General features: G+C 62.7%; 17 protein-coding genes and 2 pseudogenes. 5 read left to right on the top strand and 14 right to left on the bottom strand.

Going from position 1 to position 18,038, the window contains the following annotated elements; all coding sequences use genetic code 11:
- The 3 genes and pseudogenes from BN1969_RS18330 to BN1969_RS14440 form a co-directional block, all read right to left on the bottom strand.
- A pseudogene (locus BN1969_RS18330) lies at window positions 1-319 on the bottom strand (hypothetical protein); the annotation flags it as partial.
- Window positions 313-1,020 (bottom strand): ABC transporter ATP-binding protein, encoded by a 708-nt coding sequence (locus tag BN1969_RS14435; RefSeq protein WP_050624945.1) that lies wholly within the window; start codon window positions 1,018-1,020, stop codon window positions 313-315. The pseudogene BN1969_RS18330 and the gene BN1969_RS14435, both read right to left, overlap by 7 nt.
- Window positions 1,017-1,388: a GntR family transcriptional regulator gene (locus tag BN1969_RS14440; RefSeq protein ID WP_050624946.1), complete on the bottom strand. Its 372-nt coding sequence runs from the start codon at window positions 1,386-1,388 to the stop codon at window positions 1,017-1,019. The genes BN1969_RS14435 and BN1969_RS14440 overlap by 4 nt, the downstream gene beginning before the upstream one ends.
- 282 nt (window positions 1,389-1,670) lie before the next feature.
- On the opposite strand from BN1969_RS14440, the gene BN1969_RS14445 reads away from it, so the two are divergent.
- Window positions 1,671-2,999 (top strand): acetyl-CoA hydrolase/transferase family protein, encoded by a 1,329-nt coding sequence (locus tag BN1969_RS14445; protein ID WP_050624947.1) that lies wholly within the window; start codon window positions 1,671-1,673, stop codon window positions 2,997-2,999.
- Window positions 3,000-3,255: 256 nt separating this feature from the next.
- Here BN1969_RS14445 and BN1969_RS14450 read toward each other — a convergent pair whose 3' ends face one another.
- Window positions 3,256-3,963: a ClpP family protease gene (locus tag BN1969_RS14450; protein WP_050624948.1), complete on the bottom strand. Its 708-nt coding sequence runs from the start codon at window positions 3,961-3,963 to the stop codon at window positions 3,256-3,258.
- A gap of 142 nt (window positions 3,964-4,105) precedes the next feature.
- Here BN1969_RS14450 and BN1969_RS14455 point away from each other — a divergent pair, with 142 nt between their 5' ends.
- The 3 genes from BN1969_RS14455 to BN1969_RS14465 are packed head-to-tail and all read left to right on the top strand — an operon-like array spanning window position 4,106 to window position 5,371.
- Window positions 4,106-4,678 (top strand): type II toxin-antitoxin system RelB family anti-toxin, encoded by a 573-nt coding sequence (locus BN1969_RS14455; RefSeq protein WP_050624949.1) that lies wholly within the window; start codon window positions 4,106-4,108, stop codon window positions 4,676-4,678.
- Complete coding sequence (locus BN1969_RS14460; protein WP_050624950.1) at window positions 4,675-5,109, top strand: hypothetical protein; 435 nt, start codon at window positions 4,675-4,677, stop codon at window positions 5,107-5,109. The genes BN1969_RS14455 and BN1969_RS14460 overlap by 4 nt, the downstream gene beginning before the upstream one ends.
- A gap of 55 nt (window positions 5,110-5,164) precedes the next feature.
- On the top strand, window positions 5,165-5,371 hold the full coding sequence (locus BN1969_RS14465) for a hypothetical protein (protein ID WP_050624951.1): 207 nt from the start codon (window positions 5,165-5,167) through the stop codon (window positions 5,369-5,371).
- Here BN1969_RS14465 and BN1969_RS14470 read toward each other — a convergent pair.
- Window positions 5,352-6,212 (bottom strand): patatin-like phospholipase family protein, encoded by an 861-nt coding sequence (locus tag BN1969_RS14470; RefSeq protein ID WP_050624952.1) that lies wholly within the window; start codon window positions 6,210-6,212, stop codon window positions 5,352-5,354. The genes BN1969_RS14465 and BN1969_RS14470 overlap by 20 nt on opposite strands.
- A 912-nt stretch (window positions 6,213-7,124) precedes the next feature.
- On the opposite strand from BN1969_RS14470, the gene BN1969_RS19195 reads away from it, so the two are divergent.
- Entirely contained in the window at window positions 7,125-7,943 is an 819-nt protein-coding gene (locus tag BN1969_RS19195) for a cadherin-like domain-containing protein (RefSeq protein ID WP_423243662.1), read from the top strand.
- Between the two features lie 273 nt (window positions 7,944-8,216).
- Here the strand turns inward: BN1969_RS19195 and BN1969_RS14480 are convergent, their stop codons facing one another.
- The 9 genes and pseudogenes from BN1969_RS14480 to BN1969_RS14520 all read right to left on the bottom strand — a co-directional run bounded on the left by BN1969_RS14480 (window position 8,217) and on the right by BN1969_RS14520 (window position 17,802).
- Window positions 8,217-9,098, bottom strand: coding sequence for an FtsW/RodA/SpoVE family cell cycle protein (locus BN1969_RS14480; protein ID WP_050624953.1), 882 nt, complete (start codon window positions 9,096-9,098; stop codon window positions 8,217-8,219).
- 367 nt (window positions 9,099-9,465) lie between these two features.
- Window positions 9,466-9,573: pseudogene (locus BN1969_RS19115) on the bottom strand (hypothetical protein); the annotation flags it as partial.
- A 28-nt stretch (window positions 9,574-9,601) separates the two neighbouring features.
- Window positions 9,602-9,940 carry a PadR family transcriptional regulator gene (locus tag BN1969_RS14490; protein ID WP_050624955.1) on the bottom strand — a complete coding sequence of 113 codons (339 nt, stop codon included), beginning with the start codon at window positions 9,938-9,940 and terminating at the stop codon, window positions 9,602-9,604.
- Window positions 9,941-10,011: 71 nt separating this feature from the next.
- Window positions 10,012-10,662: an RNA polymerase sigma factor gene (locus BN1969_RS14495; protein ID WP_050624956.1), complete on the bottom strand. Its 651-nt coding sequence runs from the start codon at window positions 10,660-10,662 to the stop codon at window positions 10,012-10,014.
- Between the two features lie 24 nt (window positions 10,663-10,686).
- A complete protein-coding gene (locus BN1969_RS14500; protein ID WP_050624957.1) occupies window positions 10,687-12,132 on the bottom strand; it encodes a M48 family metalloprotease in 1,446 nt (481 codons plus the stop codon).
- Between the two features lie 89 nt (window positions 12,133-12,221).
- Entirely contained in the window at window positions 12,222-14,054 is a 1,833-nt protein-coding gene (gene glmS / locus BN1969_RS14505) for a glutamine--fructose-6-phosphate transaminase (isomerizing) (RefSeq protein WP_050624958.1), read from the bottom strand.
- A 337-nt stretch (window positions 14,055-14,391) separates the two neighbouring features.
- Window positions 14,392-14,919 carry a GrpB family protein gene (locus BN1969_RS14510; RefSeq protein WP_050624959.1) on the bottom strand — a complete coding sequence of 176 codons (528 nt, stop codon included), beginning with the start codon at window positions 14,917-14,919 and terminating at the stop codon, window positions 14,392-14,394.
- A gap of 2 nt (window positions 14,920-14,921) precedes the next feature.
- A complete protein-coding gene (locus BN1969_RS14515) occupies window positions 14,922-15,488 on the bottom strand; it encodes a sugar O-acetyltransferase (RefSeq protein WP_050624960.1) in 567 nt (188 codons plus the stop codon).
- Window positions 15,489-15,693: 205 nt separating this feature from the next.
- Window positions 15,694-17,802, bottom strand: a complete 2,109-nt coding sequence (locus tag BN1969_RS14520) for a glutamine synthetase III family protein (protein WP_050624961.1) — start codon at window positions 17,800-17,802, stop codon at window positions 15,694-15,696.
- Window positions 17,803-18,038: the final 236 nt, after the last annotated feature.

Genomic DNA, 18,038 nt, shown 5'->3' on the forward strand with positions numbered 1-18,038 from the left:
CCGCCACAACCAGCTTGGCAGTGATATGCTGGGACACACTGGCGGGCAGGGTGAACATCAGGTATCCCTCGTCCCCCAGCAGATTTTTGGAAAAGCGCTGGATCTGGATGATCAGGGTCAGCACGAAGGCAGCCATAAAGAGGCCGAAGCACAGGGTGCTCATCGCCATAGTGATGATATCATAGAGCGTGGAGCTGAACCGCTCCAGGTTCCCCAGCAGGAAGTGGGTCAGCATCGCCGCCAGGATCAGGCCGCCATACATGGGGATACACACCCGCGCGACCGCCTTCCACTCGTATCGAATCAGTTTGCTCAGCATGCGAACACCTCCCGGAACAGAGTATCCACCGACTTGCCCGTCTCCTCCCGAATGGCGTCCACGTCCTTGTGCAGGACCATGACGCCCTCCCGGATAAAGACCACCTCGTCCAGCACCCGCTCGATGTCGGCGATCAGGTGGGTGGAGAGCAGGACACTGGCCTCCTCGCTGTAATTGGACAATATAGTGCCCAGGATGTAGTCCCGAGCCGCCGGGTCCACCCCGGCGATGGGCTCATCCAGCACATAGAGCTGGGCTTTCCGGCTCATAGTCAGGATCAACTGCACCTTCTCCTTGGTGCCCTTGGAGAGCACCTTCAGTCTCTGCCCCGGGCCGATCTTCAGGTCCTTGAGCATCTCGTCCGCCTTCACTTGGTCAAAATCCTTGTAAAAGTCGGAAAAAAAGGCCAGCAGGTCGGACACCCGCATCCAGTCGCTGAGGTAGGGGCGGTCCGGCAGATAGCTGATGATGCTGTGAGTGTAGGTCCCCGGCGCCTGTCCGTCCACCAGAACGGTCCCCTCGGTGGGAGTCAGCAGCCCGTTGATCAGCTTGATCATGGTGGTCTTTCCGCTTCCGTTGGGGCCCAGAAGGCCGATGAATTTGCCCCTGGGCAAATTCAGGTCCAGACGGTCCAAGGCCGTCTGGCGGCCGAACCGCTTGGTCAGTCCCTGACAGACCACCAAATCGTTGTCTTGTCTCATGCGTTCTTCTCCTCTCTCTCCCGCTGGATCAGCCCCAGGACCTGCTCCTGGGTGAAGCCCAGCTGGGACATGCTCTCCAAAAAGGCACAGATCCGCTCCTCCGCGATCCGTTCCCTGATCTTTGTGATCATTTCCTCATCCTCCGTCACATACCGTCCGCTGGTCCGATTGGTGTACAGAAGGCCCTGGCGCTCCAGATCGGCCAGCGCCCGCTGCATGGTGTTGGGATTTACCCCGGCTTCCGCCGCCAGCTCCCGCACGGCAGGGACCTTGTCCCCCGCCTTCCGCTGCCCGCTGACGATCTGCATCATGATCTGGTCCACCAGCTGCTGATAGATGGGCCGGTCGCCTTCCAGCTGCCATTGCATGTCTGTGCTCCTTTCTGTTCGTATTATTGTATTAAGCAATTAGTACAATAATACATTGGTGCAAATTTGTCAACCCCTTTTTAAAAATTTCTCCCGATCCCATTTTGTGTTCCTGAGCGGGCCTCCTCTCTCCAGAGCGCTTTCTGTTTCCGGAGATATTTCTTATGCTCATTTCTATTTACAGAGTCCGCATTTCTGTGTACTATATGGGACATAGCAAATCACCGGCGGATCTCTATCGGGCCGCACCACACAGAGACAGAAACGGAGGACAAGGTCAATATGGAGCTTGACAGGAGCAAATTTGTGACACCGGAGGTGGCCGCGGAGAGGGCGGTCCGCTCCGGTGACTGGGTAGACTACGGCTTCGGCGGCGGATATCCGGAGTTGATGGACAGGGCGCTGGCCGCCCGGAAAGGCCGGCTGACAGACGTGAAGATCCGCGGCGGACTGGTCATCCGCCCCAGGATCGAGGTGGTGGAGTGCGACCCGGAGCAGATCTCCTTCCACTATTACAGCTGGCACCTGGGGGATTACGAGCGGAAGCTGCAGGCCCGTGGCCTGGTCCAGTTCCTGCCCATGATCCTGCGCTCCCTGCCCTGCCTCTACCGGGACCGGCACATCCGCTGCGACACGGCATTTGTCCCCGTCTCTCTGCCGGATGACCAGGGCTACTGCGGCCTGGGCATCTCCAACTACGCCTGGCGTACCATCTTCCAGTCCGCCCGCACGGTGGTCTTTGAGATCAACGAGCGCCTGCCCCGGCTGCAAGGGGTGGACGGCAGCCACCGCGTCCATCTCTCGGAGGCGGATTATATCGTGGAGGGTGAGCATGAACCCCTGCCCCTGCGCACCTACCGGGACCCCAGCCCCACTGATCTCAGGATCGCCCAGCTGGTGGCCCAGGAGATTCCGGACGGAGCGGTCCTCTCCCTGGGGGTGGGAAGCGTCCCCTTTGCGGTAGCAAGCATGCTGGCCGACTCCGACATCAAGGATCTGGGCTGTCACACAGGAACCATCAGCGACGCTTTTCTGCGCCTGTTCCAGAAGGGAAAGCTGACCAACAGCCGCAAGGAGGTGGACCGGGGATATGCAACCTGGAACCTGGCCATGGGCTCCCAGGAGCTCTATGACTGGCTGGACCGGGAGCCCGGACTGTTCCGCCCCAGCGATGTGGACTATGTCCACTCCCCGGAACGCATCGGGCAGATGAGCAATGTGATCAGCATCAACGGCGGTGTGGAACTGGACCTTATGGGCCAGGAAAACGCAGAGAGCGCCGGCGCCCGGCAGCTCTCCGGCATCGGCGGGCAGCTGGATTTCCTGGAGGGTGCCTTCCGGTCTAAGGGCGGAAAGGGCTTCATCTGCCTCAATTCCACACACCAAAAGAAGGACGGCACACTGAAGTCCAACATCGTCCCCTGCATCCCGGCGGGCAGCGTGGTCTCCGCCCCCCGTACCATGATCCAGTATGTGGCGACGGAGTACGGGGTCGTCAACCTCACCGGCCTGTCCCTGCTGGAGCGGGCCCAGGCTATGGCCTCCATCGCCCACCCAAGCTTCCGGGAGGAGCTCCTCCGCTACGCTGGCGAACATTTTGGGACCAGATAGGCTCCTTGCCTTTCCCGCAGTCTATCGCTCCTCCCCTTTAGTTCACTGTTCTCTTCAGAAAAGCTTCAGAGTACCGATTTATAAAAAAAGCTGTGAGGAAAATTCCTCACAGCTTTTTTGACTGCCCTGGTGTCCTCTCATCCGTCACTGCATCCGCCGTGACAACTCCCCCTATAAGCTGGAGGCGGGAGGGGCCCCCCTCCCTTATGCAAGAACCGAAAGTATCCTCCGGGCCGCACCAGCTTTGATGGGTCCCCTACGGGGAAGGGGCGGCCCCGCTCTTCCGTTCCTCAATCATCTCGTGCAGACAGGATAGGGCATCTGACAAGCCGCCGATCCGGTCAATCAGCCCCAGCTCCACCGCCTCTTCACCGTAGATCACGCTACCCACGTCGGCGGCCAGCTCTCCGGTCTGGAGCATCAGCTTTGTAAAGGTCTCCCTTTTTATGGAACTGTTGGCAGTCACAAATTGCAGGATACGCTCCTGGATGCGCTCAAAATAATAAAAGGTCTGGGGCACGCCGATCACCAGCCCATTCAGCCGCACCGGATGGATAGTCATGGCGGCGGATGGGGCGATAAAGGAGCGCTTGGCCGACACAGCCAGCGGCACGCCGATGGAGTGCCCTCCGCCCAGCACCAGGGACACCGTGGGCTTGGACATGCTGGCGATCAGCTCCGCGATGCCCAGCCCTGCCTCGATATCCCCGCCCACCGTGTTCAGCAGGACCAGAAGTCCGTCCACCTCCTCGCTCTCCTCCACCATGGCCAGCAGCGGCATCACATGCTCATACTTCGTGCTCTTGCTGGTAGGAGGCAGCAGCTGATGTCCCTCGATCTGCCCCACGATGGTGAGGACATGGACCGTACCGCGGCCGGTCCGAATGGTGGAGGACCCCATCTCCACGATGGGCTGGATGGCCTGCTCTATCTCCTGCTGCTCCCCCTGCTGGTTCTCCTCCATAATGCATTCCTCCTTTTTCAGAAGTAGCTTGCGCCGAAGTCCGGAATTTTACTCCTGATTTTCCCTCATTGGCCCTGTCTACTTTTCGTAGGTTGACTTTTTTCCGCCCCATGTCATAATAAAATAGAAAAGGAGGGGCTGTATGGACAACATACGCTTTGGGTCCTTTGTGGCCCAGCTGAGAAAGGAGCGGGGGCTGACCCAGAAGGAGCTGGCCCAGCGGCTCCACGTGACGGACAAGGCCGTCTCAAAATGGGAGACAGGACGGGGATTTCCCGACCTGAAGCTGCTGGAGCCCCTGGCCCAGACCCTGGAGGTCTCTCTGGTGGAGCTGCTCCAGGGGGAGCGGACCTCTTCCCCCACTCTGTCCGTAGAGGAGGCGGGACAGGTGGCGGCCCGCGCTATGGACCAGTACCAGCAGACCACCGTCCTGCGCTATCTCCGGCTGTTCCGGTGGGTCTGCACCGCCGCGGCGGTCTTCTGCTTCCTCTTTCTGCTGCCGTACCTGGTTTACGGCGTCTCCCAGCTCTACTTTCATTGGGTGATCGAGCCCCAGATGGGGGTCATCGGCAGCGCGGAGGGCCCCACCGTTATCATCACTTCCTCGGCTCCCCTGTTCCCCGCCTGGTTCCGGCCGGCACTGCTGGCCCTCCTGTGCGCCGCCTGCGGCGTACTGGTTTTCCGGCTCCACTGCCTGGAGAGGAGGCTGAAATGAAGCGCCTGTTCCCTCTCCTGCTGACGCTGCTCCTGTTCCCCCTGCCCGGCTGTGGGCTGGGGAATGGGATCCCCCGCGGTCTGGACTGGCAGGCCCTCACCGTCACTGACCAGAAGGGAGGCGCGCTGCTCTCCGCCGCCCCAGGCTGGGAAGGGGGAAAGGACGTTCCCCGTCTCTCCCTGTCCGTCCAGGTGGAGGCAGACAGCGTGGTCCTCACCCGGCCGGAGACCGGAGAGCGATGGAGCGGCACCCTCGCCCCCGGCGAGGCCCTCTCCGACGGCACTACCGCCTACCCCCTGTCCTTCCCCGGCGCCGAGGCAGGCTGGGCGGTGTATGGTATCACAGGGCACACCGATGGCAGCCGGGAGGCCGCCCTCTATCTTACTGCCGGGGGCGTGACGGTCTACTGTACCGCCCCACTTTCTGACTAAAAAGAGACCGCCCCGCCGCCGTCCACATAGAATGGACTGCGGGGGGTGGTCTTTTTTGTCCCATATGTTTTCCCGAAATTCCTACATCCTTCTGGCGGCGGCCGTCCTGCTGGCCGTCCTCCTGGCCTGGGAGGCCGACGTGGACGAGCGGGGCCGCATGGCCGCCTTCTTCACTGTGCTGGGGGACGCCCTGGCTCTGCTGGCCCTCCAGCCCAGCTGTCCAGCTGCGGAGGAGGACGAGGTCACGCCCTGTCCGGCGTGAGGAAAGCCCGGATCTCGTCCATTCGGTCCACCGCCTGCTGATACCCATCTCCCCACAGCATCCTCAGCTTTTTGGTATCCCGCTCGATGCGGGATACCTTGTGGGTGGACACCGGGGCCAGCACCAGTACCCTGCCCTCCCGCTCCAGCTGGAACAAGCGCTCCCGGCAGGTGTTGTACTGCTCTGCCCGCCGCGCCATAGCCCGGCAGAAGTTGGGATATTCCCGGTAGGTCCGCTCGATCACCGGCTGGAGCTTCTCCGGCCGGCGCACATAGCTCCGGGTCTTGCTCAGCACCACCACCACCCGGTCGCACCCCTGCTGGAAGGCCCGTTCATAGGGGATAGAGTCGGCCACGCCGCCATCCAGATAGGGCTGTCCATTCAGATGGTAGATGGGGAACATCAGAGGCAGGGCGCAGGTGGCCTGGAGCAGCAGGAATTTGTCATCCTCCCGCGGGACTGGCATATACTCCGCCTCCCCCGTGTTCAGGTTGGTCACCACCGCCTCCACCTGACCGGGATAGGCGGCAAAGGTCTGGTAATCAAAGGGGACAAGCTCGTTGGGGATGGTGTCATAGACGAACTCCAGGCCGAAGTAGCTCCTGTTGTGCCGGTCCGCCAGGTTGTTCATCCCCATATACCGCCGGTCCCCGGCGTACCGGGTCACGATCTCCAGGTTGCGGCGGGGCTGGCGGGAGATATAGCTCACCCCATAGGCGATCCCGGCGGACACCCCGATCACGTAGTCCACCATCACGCCACCGTCCAGCAGGGCGTCGCACACCCCGCTGGAAAAAATCGTCCGGAGAGCTCCGCCCTCCAGCACCAATCCAGTCTTCATGATGAAACTTCCTTTCCAGGCCGGTGCCGCGCCCCCGGCGGCATCCCGTGGACATCCATAGTTTTTTTCATTGTATCCCCTTTGCCGCCCCCCGTCAAGGCACCTGTCATTATCTTCCCTCTTTCGGATGGTTTTGATCGCTGAGCCCGGCGCGGCGCGCCAGGTCTTGCCGTCTCACACAGGGGCGTGTCCCATACACGCCCGATCCCGGCGATTTGTTCTGATGGAAGAACATCCCCCCCATTCATCACGGCAGCACTTCGTTCTGCCCGTTCTGTATCTAAATAAGATGATGTGGAGGATCTGCCTCAAAGCTCCTTTTGCACTTCCTTTTGCTGGTTCTCAATATCTTCCATGGGCTTTTCCGGCATGTGGGCCCGCATATTTTTCCTGTTAGCACAGAAAATAAGGGCACATCAACAAAGTAAGGAGGTCATTCCTTTGAATCATTCCCCAGCTTTCCGCAGGATGCTCGCCCCGGTGCTGGCGTTGGCGCTGGTCTGTACCCTGTCCCTGCCCGCCTCCGCCTTCTTCTGGAACAAGAAAACTGATGTCCCCAGCGTTTCCGATTTCTCCAAAAACGGCATGGTGGGGCAGGTCATTTCCTTTTCTGCCGAGGACTTCCCTGTCTCCGGCGGCAGCGGCGGGACCGCGCTGGCCGCCATTACGCTGAAAACTCTGCCCGATATCGGCGCAGGGATGCTCACCGTAGGAGGACAGCCCCTGACCGAGGGCGCCCTGGTGGACGCCTCCGCCCTGAGCGGGCTCCAGTTCCAAGCTCTGCCCACCCCCTCTGTCAACGAGACTGCCTTCACCTTCCTTCCCTCCTTTACCACCGGAGAGACCGGTGAGGAGGTGACCGTCACCCTATATCTGCTCACCGAGGCCAACGAGGCCCCCATCGCCCGGAATATGGACCTGTCCACCTATAAAAATGTGGCTATCACCGGCTGGTTCGACGCGGAGGACGGCGAAGGGGACTCCCTCACCTTCCAGCTCACCTCCACCCCCGCCCGGGGGGCCGTGACTGTGGCGGAGGACGGCTCCAGCCAGTTCGTCTATACCCCCTATGAGAACAAGACTGGCAAGGATAGTTTCACCTATGTGGCGGTGGACCCGGCGGGCAACGTATCTCCCGAGGCCAAGGTATCCATCCAGATCGAAAAGCCGGACACCAAGGTGACCTACGCTGATATGGAGGGCAACCCTGCCCACAAGGCCTCCATCCGCCTGGCCGAAGAGGGCATCTTTGTGGGCTCCTATGTCAACGGAAGCTATTTCTTTGACCCAGACCAGCCGGTCAGCCGGGCGGAATTTCTGACCATGGCCATGGCGGCCACCGGCCTGGAACCCCTGGAGGACGTGACCCTCACCGGCTTCTATGACGACGAGGCCATCCCCACCTGGGCCAAGGGCTATGTCTCCTCTGCCCTGAAGGCAGGGGCTATCCAAGGCAGTTTGGACCAGGAGGGCCAGCCCGTCTTCGGCTCCGGTGAGACGGTGACCCGGGGGGAGGCCACGGTGATGCTGGATAACCTCATGGGCATCCTGGACGTGCCCGTGGAGGTCTTTGCCTCTGATAGCGGCGGCCACTGGGCCGGCCAGGCCGCGGCCAACCTGTCCGCCTCAGGCGTTATCCACGGCGGGGACGACAGCGCCCAGGCCATGGCCGACCCGCTGACCCGGGCCGACGNGGGGACGACAGCGCCCAGGCCATGGCCGACCCGCTGACCCGGGCCGACGTGGCCGAGCTGCTGGACGGCGCGATGGACGTGATGGCAGATCAGGACGGCAGCATCTGGTTCAGCTGGTCCTGATGCGGAGATCCGAAACAGCTCCACTTTTAAGACAAAACCTCCGGCTGAGCCGGAGGTTTTGTCTGTCTGAGGCATCTTTTGTATGGGATGTCCCTTCCCAGACACATGTCCCGGGAAAAAACAAAATTCCAGATAATCCCCGCTGGAGGGCCTTTTATTCAAGATGCGTCGGAGACTTCCCCTGCGGTCATTTTCCCGTCCTTCTGCCCAAGGCGATGACCAGATCCCCGTCCCTCCAGGAGATCAGAGGGCGGCCCCGGCTTGACTGTGCGGCGGGCCCCTTCTGCCCCTGCGGGAGCCTCTCTTCCCGAAAGGCGGACAGCATCAGCCCCAGCAGCAGCAGATTGACCACCATATACCGCCCGCCGGTGGACAGGAAGGGGAGCACCAGCGGCGCGGCCAGGGGGAATCCCAGATCATAGACCACAAAGCACACTGTCTCCAGGACCAGAGTCGTCAGGGCCGCGGTGGACAGCAGGCGTCCCAGCATCCCCCTCTGCCGCATACAGCGCCGCAGCCCCAGTGCGAAGAGGGCAGTCATCAGGGCCAGAAGGGCCAGCCCAGCGGCCCAGCCCAGCTCGTGGATCACCCGGGCCAGCCAGTAATCCGAAACGCCAGGGAGATAGCCAGCCGCTCCGCTCAGTTCCCCCAGCTCCCCTTTCCCCAGCCATTGGGCGCCGGAGAGCATCTCCCGGACCATCATGGGGAAATATCCCAGCCCCAGGGGGTCCAGCTCCGGGTGGAGGGCGAATCGGACCCGCTCCAACGCATAAGGGCTTTGAGATAGATGCCACAGCGCGGCCCCGTTCAATACCAGGAGCCCAACGGCCACGGCGGCTGCCCCCTTCTTCCGGGGCACCCCCATCCAGCCCTTCCACGCCGCGGTGAGCACCACCGCTGCTCCGCTGAGGCCGGCGATGGCACCGCTGGTGAAATTCGGGATGAGGCAGGGCAGGACCACCGGCGGGACCAGCCCCCCCCGGGCCCGGAGCAGTCCCCCCCAGCCCCTCCCTCGCAGGCCATAGACCAGCAAGGCGTAGAGCACCGGCCCCACCAGGGGATAGCCCATCGCTTTCTCTTATACACATCNTGACGCCCTGGGCCTTGACTTCACTCGTCACCGTCAGGAGGACCAGGCCGGTCATGCCCAGCCCATAGAGAAGGACCGGACGCCGTCCCAGCAGGGTATAGTCCCCCAGGTACACCGCCGCCATAGCGGCGACCCCCAGGAGGATGCTTACGATCACGGTAGGCATATAGGGCTGAACTCTGCCTAGCTGCTGCATCACGGTGGCCTGGATGAAAAATCCGGAGCACAGCAGCAGCCCAACCAGGGCCAGCATGCCCCACTGGGGCACAGGCCGGTGCACCCGGTCCAGCTGGGTACCCACCTCCACCGGGTCCCCCATCTGCCGCAGGCTCTCCGCCTCCGCCTCCGTCTGGCTCATCCCCTGGGCCAGGCAGGCGTCCCGCTGGTCCAGCAGGTGGGTGCGCAGCTCCTGGGCCAGAGCGGGCCGGGCGCGCCTCCAGCGCACCTGCTCCATGGCCTGATCCAGGTAATCCGCAAAAAAGTCATCCAAAACAGACGCCCCCCTCCAGCACCCGGGACACCGCCCGGGTGTAGCGGTCCCACTCCGCCCGCTTCTCCTTCAGCTCCCGCCTTCCCTTTTCTGTTAAGTGATAATACTTTCGGGTTCTTCCGCCCCCCTCCCCCTGATAGGAGGTGATCCACCCCTTCTCCTCCAGCCCGTGAAGCAAAGGGTAAAGTGTTCCTGCTTTCAAGTCAAACGTATGGTCTGAGCGGCGGCGGAGCTCCTCGATCATCTGATAGCCGTACCGGTCTCTCTCCTCCAGCAGCCGAAGGAGCAGCATCGCTGTGCTCCCGGCCATCCATCCTTTATCGATGCTCATAGATAGACCTCCTATATATCGGATATCTATATATTACAGGCGGTCCCATCCTTTTGTCAAGGACAATTTTTTCAGGCCGACTTCGGCTGCCCCGCTCTCTTCCGCCTGGGGGCTCCGTAATAGTAGCGGAAAAACCGCTCCCGAAGCAGCTCCAGGGCGCACCGATAGAGCTTTTCCGCCTCCTCATCCTCCAGCTTCAGCTGTCTGGCTGTCTCTGCCTCAGGCCGTGCCTTTGCCACCCTCAGCGTCAAAATGACCTCATCGTTGACTGGAAGATCCGCCATAGCCAAGTGGAGGGCCTCCAGTTTCTCCTGATGGATCACCCACCTCAGCGGGTCGCCGCCGAAGTGGGGCTCATCCGGTGGCGGCTCATGCCACCATGCACTCTGATCCTTCCGCACTTCCTCCCAGATCCGATCTCGGCGTGCCCTCTTCCTGTGGTGGTTCCGAAGGACATTCTTCGCGAACCCATAGACCCAGGTGGTGAACAGAGCTCTTCCCCCCTGAAACCGGTCCAGCCTTGCCAGGCATTTCTCCACCGCGTCGGATGCGATGTCCTCTAACTCCTCTCTCACACCGTCCCCATAGCACCGCCGTGCGTGCCGGAAGAAACAGCGGCGCAAATATTCCTCTGCCAGCGCGCCCAACTCCTCCCGGGCATGCTCGTCTCCTCGCAGGGCAGCCTGGACCAGGGCGGCCTGCCGGGCCCGCTCCAAACTCATATGCGGCTCTCCTCCCCATGTCTCTCACTCATTCCAGCCCCTCCCCTGCCACAGAGCCATCCGGAGATACCAGAGCTGATCCAGATAGTCCCGCCACCCCCAGGGCCGCCCCCGCTCCATCATGGCTCTTCGCCGCCGGAGGGAGGGGTGGAACTCCACTCTGAGATAGCGCCGGTAACCTTGGTACAGCACATTTTCCCCTCTCAGCCGCGCCTGCCGCTTCTCCTCCGCCTGGAGCAGCCGCGCGATCTCCCAGAACTGCATCCACTCCTCCCCGGACGCCCCGCTCAGGCGCAGGCCGGTCCGGTCCGCCCGCAGCTCACACATCTGTCCCCAGAACCGGCGGTCCGTCAGGATCTTCCCAAAGAGCAGGTCTGCTCCCAGATAGAGGACCAGCAGGAGAGCGGGCAGTGGGGCAGCCGCCGGCAGAAGCAGGACCGCTCCCGCCAGCAGCAGGAAGAGGCCTCCGCTGACCAGTGCCGCCTTCCGTGCCCGCCGCTCCAGCTGGAGGGCATCCCGGTGGGCGATGTGGCTCAGCTCATGGCCCAGGATGGAAAGCACTGTCCGGTCCATCTGCTCCAGGTTTCCCGTCCGCTGGAAGAGGAGCTCAGCCTGCTTCAGCAGTCCCCCGGTCACCCGCAGCTCGGGCACCTGGCCTGGGGAGAGGCGGGCGCTGGCGTTGACCGTCCCCTCCTGGGTCTCCGTTACCAGCAGGGCCGGGATCTTCATCGCCCGGCAGAAGTCCTCCAGCGCCTCCTGATACCGCTCCAGGCTGCTCCCTTGGATGGTCACACCCGGCTCTGCTGCTGCGCTCCTCCCCTTTTTCTTCCGCCAGGGCTGTTCTGAGAGCAGCCACAGCAGGGCCAGCAGAACCAGGGCCGCCGCCTCTCCCACCGGACCGGCGGCGGCCAGACTGTGGCTCAGCCCCCAGACGGTTCCAAAAATGGCTGCCGCAGCCAGCAGGAGCAAGACAAGGAGCCCTCTCTTTTTCTGGTCCCACTCCACTGGCCGCGTGTGCTCTTTCAGAAACCCAGGTCGGGAACGCAGGCCCTCCAGCTCCCCCTGCATCCAGCTTAGCTCCTCTACGGTCCTCTGGGTCCCCGCCTTGAAGCAGCCGCCTGCCAGCCCCGCCAGCACACAGCAGCCCATCGCCAGCTGGCCGGCCCCCTCCGGAAACATGCTCCAGGCCAGCACTGGGGCCAGCGCCCCACCCAGGGTGAGGTATAGCAGAGGCGGGAGCAGGCGCAGGGCGATCCTGCGCCAGGCCTGGCGGAAGCGCTCTGTCTCCTCCCCCTCTGTCCAGCGGCGGCGGACCAGCAGCAGCTCCCCCAGCACCTGCCGTTCCCCGCTCCACACGGTCCGGGCGGTGCGGAGCAGGGCGGGCAGGTCTACCTCGCGGCAGATGACCCACCGGCACCAGGCTGCCGCCATCCCCAGCTCCAGCAGATAAAAACACAGCAGATGTCCCATCTCTCTCTTTTCCTCCGCAAAAATGCGCGCGCCCCCCTCTGCGTCAGAAGGAGACGCGCGCTCCTGTTTTTCTGTGCAGCCCCGGGCCGTCACTCCACCGTGACGCTTTTCGCCAGATTCCGGGGCTTGTCGATGTCACAGCCCCGCATCAGGGCCACATAGTAGGCGAACAGCTGCATGGGCACCACCTCCAGGGAGGGGAGGAACATGGGGTGGGTGTCCGGGATCTGGATGGCGCTGTCCACGCTCTTGGCCAGCTCCGCCCCATGGCTGCGTGTGGTGATGCCAACCACGTCCGCCCCCCGGGCCTTTACCTCCTTCACATTGCTCATCAGCTTGTCAAACAGGTCCCCCCAGCTGGCCAGGGCCACTACCAGGGTGCCGTCCTCGATGAGGGAGATGGTGCCGTGCTTCAGCTCCCCGGCGGCGTAGGCCTCCGAGTGGATGTAGGAGATCTCCTTCAGCTTCAAAGACCCCTCCAGCCCCACCGCATAGTCGATGTTCCGCCCGATGTAGAACACGGAGTCGTGGTTGAAGTAGATAGAGGCGTAGTACTGGATCTTTTCTGTGTCGGACAGGATCTCCTCCACCTTGGCGGGGAGCTGCCTCAGCTGGGCTACCATGCCGGCGTACTCCTCCTCCCCCACTGTGCCCAGCAGATGGGCGAAACGCAGGCCCAGCAGATAGATGACCGCCAGCTGGGTGGAGTATGCCTTTGTGGTGGCCACGGCAATCTCTGGCCCGGCCCAGGTGTAGATCACGTCGTCCGACTCCCGGGCAATGGTGGACCCCACCACATTGACGATGGACAGCAGCCGGGCTCCCAGCCTCCGGGCCTCCCGCATGGCGGCCAGGGTGTCGATAGTCTCGCCGGACTGGCTGATGACGACGGCCAGGGTGCGCCGGGTGACGATGGGGTCACAGTAGCGGAACTCTGAGGCCAGTGTCACCTCCACCGGGATGCGCAGCAGCCGCTCCAGGGTGTATTTGGCCGCAACCCCCACATGGTAGGAGGAGCCGCAGGCGATGACGTACAGCCGGTCCAGCCTCTCCAGCTCCTCCCGGGTGAGGGAGACCTCGTCCAGCACCACTTCCCCGTCCCGCAGGCGGGGGAAAATGGTGTCCCGCAGGGCCTTGGGCTGCTCCATGATCTCCTTGAACATAAAGTGCTCATAGCCCCCCTTTTCCGCGGCAGAGATCTCCCAATCTACATGGGATATCTCCTTCTCCACCGGCTGGAGCAGGGAGTTGTACACCTGGGCCCCATAGGCGGTAAGCACCGCCACTTCCCCATCCTCCAGATAGCACACCTCCCGGGTGTGCTGGATGACGGCGGTGACATCAGAGGCCAGCATGTGGAAGTTCGCCCCGTATCCCAAGATCAGGGGCGAGTCCTTCCGCACTGCCACCAGCCGGTCTGGCTCGTCGGCGCAAACGATGCCCAGGGCATAAGCCCCCTCGATGCGGTGGAGCACCTTGCCCACCGCGTCCAGCAGGTCGCCTTCATAGTAGTAGTCCAGCAGCTGGGCCACCACCTCCGTATCTGTCTCCGAGACGAAGGCTATCCCCTTGGACTCCAAAAACTCCTTCAGCCGGGCATAGTTCTCGATGATCCCGTTGTGGACCACAGCGATCCGGCCGGACTGGCTCACCTGGGGGTGGGAGTTGACGTCGTTGGGCGCCCCGTGGGTAGCCCAGCGGGTATGCCCCAGCCCCATGTGTCCGGTCAGCTTCTGCCCCTGACCGGTGAGGTCGGCCAGCACTTGGAGCCGCCCCTTGGCCTTGGCCACCTGGAGCCCCTGCTCTGGGTCCAGCACCGCCAGCCCCGCGGAGTCATACCCCCGGTACTCCAGGCGGCGCAGCCCCTCCAGCAGGATGGGGGCCGCCTCTTCCGTTCCAATATATCCTACGATACCACACATTGCAATGATGATCCTCCTAAATTGAAATGGAGGACAAACTCGCAGCCATTTGCACCTCGTTCCCCGGTCACTGCCCCTCTGTTTTGCGGTCGCCCGCATATTTCGAGCCATGTCACGCGCCCGGAGCGGCGCGGAAGGGCATCCGCCGAACCGGAGCGCCCCCTGTGCCGGCGGCGCTCCCCCTCGATACTCCCTTCCCCTCGTCGTCCCTCCCCGGGCGTTCTGCCGGGAAGGGCGCTGGCGCTTCTGATGGGCCAGAGCCCATGGTCCTCCTTTCTCTCTGCGAAGCTGGTATATCAAGGCCACCGCCAGGGGCGGCGGGCCCTCATATCTCATATCACGGCCGTTTCTCGTCGTACCAGTCCAGGGCCCGCCGCTCCAGCGCCCGGACAAAGGCGTCCTTTCCGTCGCAGTAACCCTCAATGTCCTCCGGGTACTGTCCGGCCAGCCACCGCTTCAGCGCCCCATAGGCCTCCCGCTCCGCCGGGCAGGCCCGCAGATAGTCCCGCACCGCCAGATGCCGGAGGATATTCTTCCGGTCGCCCGCCTGAAAGACGTGGAGCTGGTGGGTCCGATGGTCCCCGCCCTTGCGGAAATACCGCCTGCCCGGGATGCCGAACTCCCCCATGCACTGGTAGCCCAGGGCCTCCAGCTCCGGGTCCAGCCGGTCCACCGCCTCCAGGCTGGTGACCACCGGCATGAGGTCCAGGATGGGCTTGGCCCACAGTCCCTCCACCGCCGTGCTGCCGATGTGGTGCAGCTCCACCAGCAGCGGCCCGAAGACTGGTATCAGCAGGGCCCGCTCCCGGCGATAGCCCTCCGCCCAGGCCGGGTCCGGCGGGATCACCCGCACGTGCTGCGGCATGCTCACCCCTCCTCCGGTACCAGGCGGCGGATCACCCGGCAGGGGTTGCCCGCCGCCAGCACCCCGGGCGGCACGTCCCTGGTGACCACGCTGCCCGCGCCGATCACCGAGCCGGAGCCGATGGTCACCCCGGGCAGTACCACCACGTTTCCTCCGAACCACACGTCACTGCCCACGGTGATGGGCCTGGCGTACTCCAGCCCGGCATTCCGGGTAGGGGCGTCCAGGGGGTGGCCTGCGGTATAGAAGCCGCAGTTGGGGGCAATGAATACGTTGTCCCCGAAGGTGACGGGTGCGCAGTCCAGGATGACACAATTGTAGTTGACATAAAAATTGTCCCCAGCGGTGATGTTGCTGCCATAGTCACACCAGAAGACAGGATTGACGGTGCTGTTCTCCCCCACCGAGGCGAACAGCCTGCGGATGATCTCCTCTTGCGCCTCCCGTTCCTCCGGCGGCGTCTGGTTCAGCCTGCCGCACAGGGTACGGGCCCGGATGCGGGCCGCGGCCAGCTCCGGGTCCTCTGAAGCATATAGTGCGCCGGACAGCATCTTTTCCCGCTCAGTCATGGCTTCTCCTCCTGTCTCGCTCCTGCTTCATAGCTCGGGTGGGACGCTTTATTATACGAGACCGGTGGCCTGGAGTAAATACCCTCCGCCATTGAAAATCTTTTTCTTTTTCCGCCGTTCTGAAAAGGCAGATTTCTTTGAACGGAAAGAGCCCCAGCGCCGTCAGACGCCGGGGCTCTGTATGCATCAGGATCTCTGCTGGTCCTTACACCTCGAACATCAGGTCGCCGTAGGTGGGCACCGGCCAGATGGACTTATCCACCAGCAGTTCCATCTCATCCACCGGCTTGCGCAACGCGGCCATGGCGGGGACGATCTGGTCGTGGTAGGCCAGGGCCATCTCCTTCACATCCTCCATGGCGTCCACCTGCTCCACCAGCTCGGTCAGGCTGTTCAGGGCCTTGGTGGCGGCGGTGAGGCGCAGGCTCACCTTCTCCAGCAGCTCCCGCTGCACCGTCAGGTCGGCCTGGGGACAGGCGGCGGTGACGGCGGTGATGGATTCGGCCAGCCGGGTGGTATAGGTGATGGCTGCGGGGACATAGTGCTTGCCTGCCATGTGGGTCATGGTCTTGGCTTCGATCTTCAGCACCTTGGCATAGGTCTCATACATGATCTCTGCCCGGGCCTCCAGCTCCGCCTTGGTGTAGATGCCGAACTTGGTGAACAGAGCCTCCGCCTTGGGGGTGAGCAGAGCGGGCACCGCGTCCACCATGGAGCGCAGGTTAGGCAGGCCCCGGCGTTCCGCCTCCTCTACCCACTCGTCGGAGTAGCCGTTGCCGTTGAATACGATGCGCTGATGCTCCGTCATCATATCGTGAATAAGCTTGGTGCAGGCGGAGTCAAAGTCCGCCGCCTTTTCCAGCTCGTCTGCCGCCTCACAGAAGGACTCCGCCACGATGGCGTTCAGGGTGGTGTTGGCGTCGGCGATGGAGTCGGAGGAGCCCACCATGCGGAACTCGAACTTGTTGCCCGTGAAGGCAAAGGGGGAGGTGCGGTTGCGGTCGGTGGCATCCTTCTTGATGACGGGAACCGTGGACACACCGGTATCCAGTCCGCTGGAGGTGAGCAGCTTGATGGAGTCCGCGTTGGAGACGATCTGGCTCACCACATCGTCCAGCTGATCCCCCAAAAAGATGGAGATGATAGCGGGAGGGGCCTCCTGGGCACCCAGACGGTGCTCATTGCCTACGCAGGAGGCGGACTGGCGCAGCAGGTCGGCATGGCGGTCCACCGCTCTCATGATGCAGGAGAGCACCAGCAGGAACTGCATGTTCTCATTGGGGGTGTCCCCGGGGTCCAGCAGGTTCTCCCCGGTATCTGTGCCGATGGACCAGTTGTTGTGCTTACCCGAGCCGTTGACGCCGGCGTAGGGCTTCTCATGGAGCAGACAGACCAGACCGTGGCGGGTCGCCACCCGCTTCATGGTCTCCATGGCCAGCTGGTTCTGATCCACCGCTAAGTTGCACATAGAATAGATGGGGGCCATCTCATGCTGGGCGGGGGCCACCTCGTTGTGCTGGGTGGTGGCCGGAATGCCCAGCTTCCACAGCTCCACGTTCAGGTCCTTCATAAAGGCGCCCACCCGCTCCCGTATGACGCCGAAGTACTGGTCATCCAGCTCCTGCCCTTTGGGGGCAGGGGCACCGAACAGTGTCCGCCCGGTGTAGATCAGGTCCCGACGCTTCAGGTACTTCTCCCGGTCCACCAGGAAATACTCCTGCTCCGGCCCTACGGAGGGGGTCACCTTGTGGGCCTCGGTGTTTCCGAACAGCCGCAGGATGCGCAGGGCCTGGGTGTTGATGGCCTCCATGGAGCGCAGCAGGGGAGTCTTTTTGTCCAGTGCCTCGCCGGTGTAGGAGACAAAGATGGTGGGGATGCACAGGATGGTGCCGCAGGACATCTCCTTCACAAAGGCGGGGGATGTCATGTCCCAGGCGGTGTAGCCCCGGGCGTAGTGGGTGGACCGCAGGCCCCCGGAGGGGAAGGAGGAGGCGTCCGGCTCCCCCTGGATCAGCTGCTTGCCCGACAGCTGGAGCAGGGTCTTGCCCTCCACCGGGGCGGTGAGGAAGGAGTCGTGCTTCTCCGCAGTGATGCCGGTAAGGGGCTGGAACCAATGAGTATAGTGGGTAGCCCCTTTCTCCAGCGCCCAATTCTTCATGGCGTTGGCCACCACATCGGCGGTGCTCATGCTGATGCTGCCGCCATTCTCCATCACATTGGTCACTTCGGCAAACACCTTTTTGGGCAGGCGCTCCCGCATGACGGAGACGCTGAACACATTTGTGCCAAACAGCTCGGTGATCGCAGTACTCATTTCCAGTCAACCCTTTCCATTTCCGTAATTCCAAGCCGCTCCTGATCTCCCAGCCGCAAAAACAAAAAAGACAAAGACATCCTATCAAGACGTCTTTGTCTTCATTCGTTCCCAAACGGACCGGCGGACCGGACTGCTTTCTGGTTGACAGCATACTCCTTTCCGGAAGTTTTTGCAAGTGTTTTTTTCATTTCCACCATAACGCCCATTTTTTTGGGGCCCTCTGGGGCAGGAGT

Source organism: Clostridium phoceensis (genome assembly GCF_001244495.1).
GTDB classification, from domain to species: Bacteria; Bacillota; Clostridia; order Oscillospirales; family Oscillospiraceae; genus Lawsonibacter; species Lawsonibacter asaccharolyticus.

Bases quoted from the DNA above. Each gene is read 5' to 3' on its own strand.
- BN1969_RS14435 (WP_050624945.1), bottom strand. From the start codon at position 1,020: ATGAGACAAGACAACGATTTGGTGGTCTGTCAGGGACTGACCAAGCGG.
- BN1969_RS14460 (WP_050624950.1), top strand. From the start codon at position 4,675: ATGAAGCGCCTGTTCCCTCTCCTGCTGACGCTGCTCCTGTTCCCCCTG.
- BN1969_RS14480 (WP_050624953.1), bottom strand. From the start codon at position 9,098: ATGGGCTATCCCCTGGTGGGGCCGGTGCTCTACGCCTTGCTGGTCTAT.
- BN1969_RS14450 (WP_050624948.1), bottom strand. From the start codon at position 3,963: ATGGAGGAGAACCAGCAGGGGGAGCAGCAGGAGATAGAGCAGGCCATC.
- BN1969_RS14440 (WP_050624946.1), bottom strand. From the start codon at position 1,388: ATGCAATGGCAGCTGGAAGGCGACCGGCCCATCTATCAGCAGCTGGTG.
- BN1969_RS14455 (WP_050624949.1), top strand. From the start codon at position 4,106: ATGGACAACATACGCTTTGGGTCCTTTGTGGCCCAGCTGAGAAAGGAG.
- BN1969_RS14510 (WP_050624959.1), bottom strand. From the start codon at position 14,919: ATGCCGCAGCACGTGCGGGTGATCCCGCCGGACCCGGCCTGGGCGGAG.
- BN1969_RS14470 (WP_050624952.1), bottom strand. From the start codon at position 6,212: ATGAAGACTGGATTGGTGCTGGAGGGCGGAGCTCTCCGGACGATTTTT.
- BN1969_RS14500 (WP_050624957.1), bottom strand. From the start codon at position 12,132: ATGGGACATCTGCTGTGTTTTTATCTGCTGGAGCTGGGGATGGCGGCA.
- BN1969_RS14495 (WP_050624956.1), bottom strand. From the start codon at position 10,662: ATGAGTTTGGAGCGGGCCCGGCAGGCCGCCCTGGTCCAGGCTGCCCTG.
- glmS (WP_050624958.1), bottom strand. From the start codon at position 14,054: ATGTGTGGTATCGTAGGATATATTGGAACGGAAGAGGCGGCCCCCATC.
- BN1969_RS14490 (WP_050624955.1), bottom strand. From the start codon at position 9,940: ATGAGCATCGATAAAGGATGGATGGCCGGGAGCACAGCGATGCTGCTC.
- BN1969_RS14445 (WP_050624947.1), top strand. From the start codon at position 1,671: ATGGAGCTTGACAGGAGCAAATTTGTGACACCGGAGGTGGCCGCGGAG.
- BN1969_RS14515 (WP_050624960.1), bottom strand. From the start codon at position 15,488: ATGACTGAGCGGGAAAAGATGCTGTCCGGCGCACTATATGCTTCAGAG.
- BN1969_RS14520 (WP_050624961.1), bottom strand. From the start codon at position 17,802: ATGAGTACTGCGATCACCGAGCTGTTTGGCACAAATGTGTTCAGCGTC.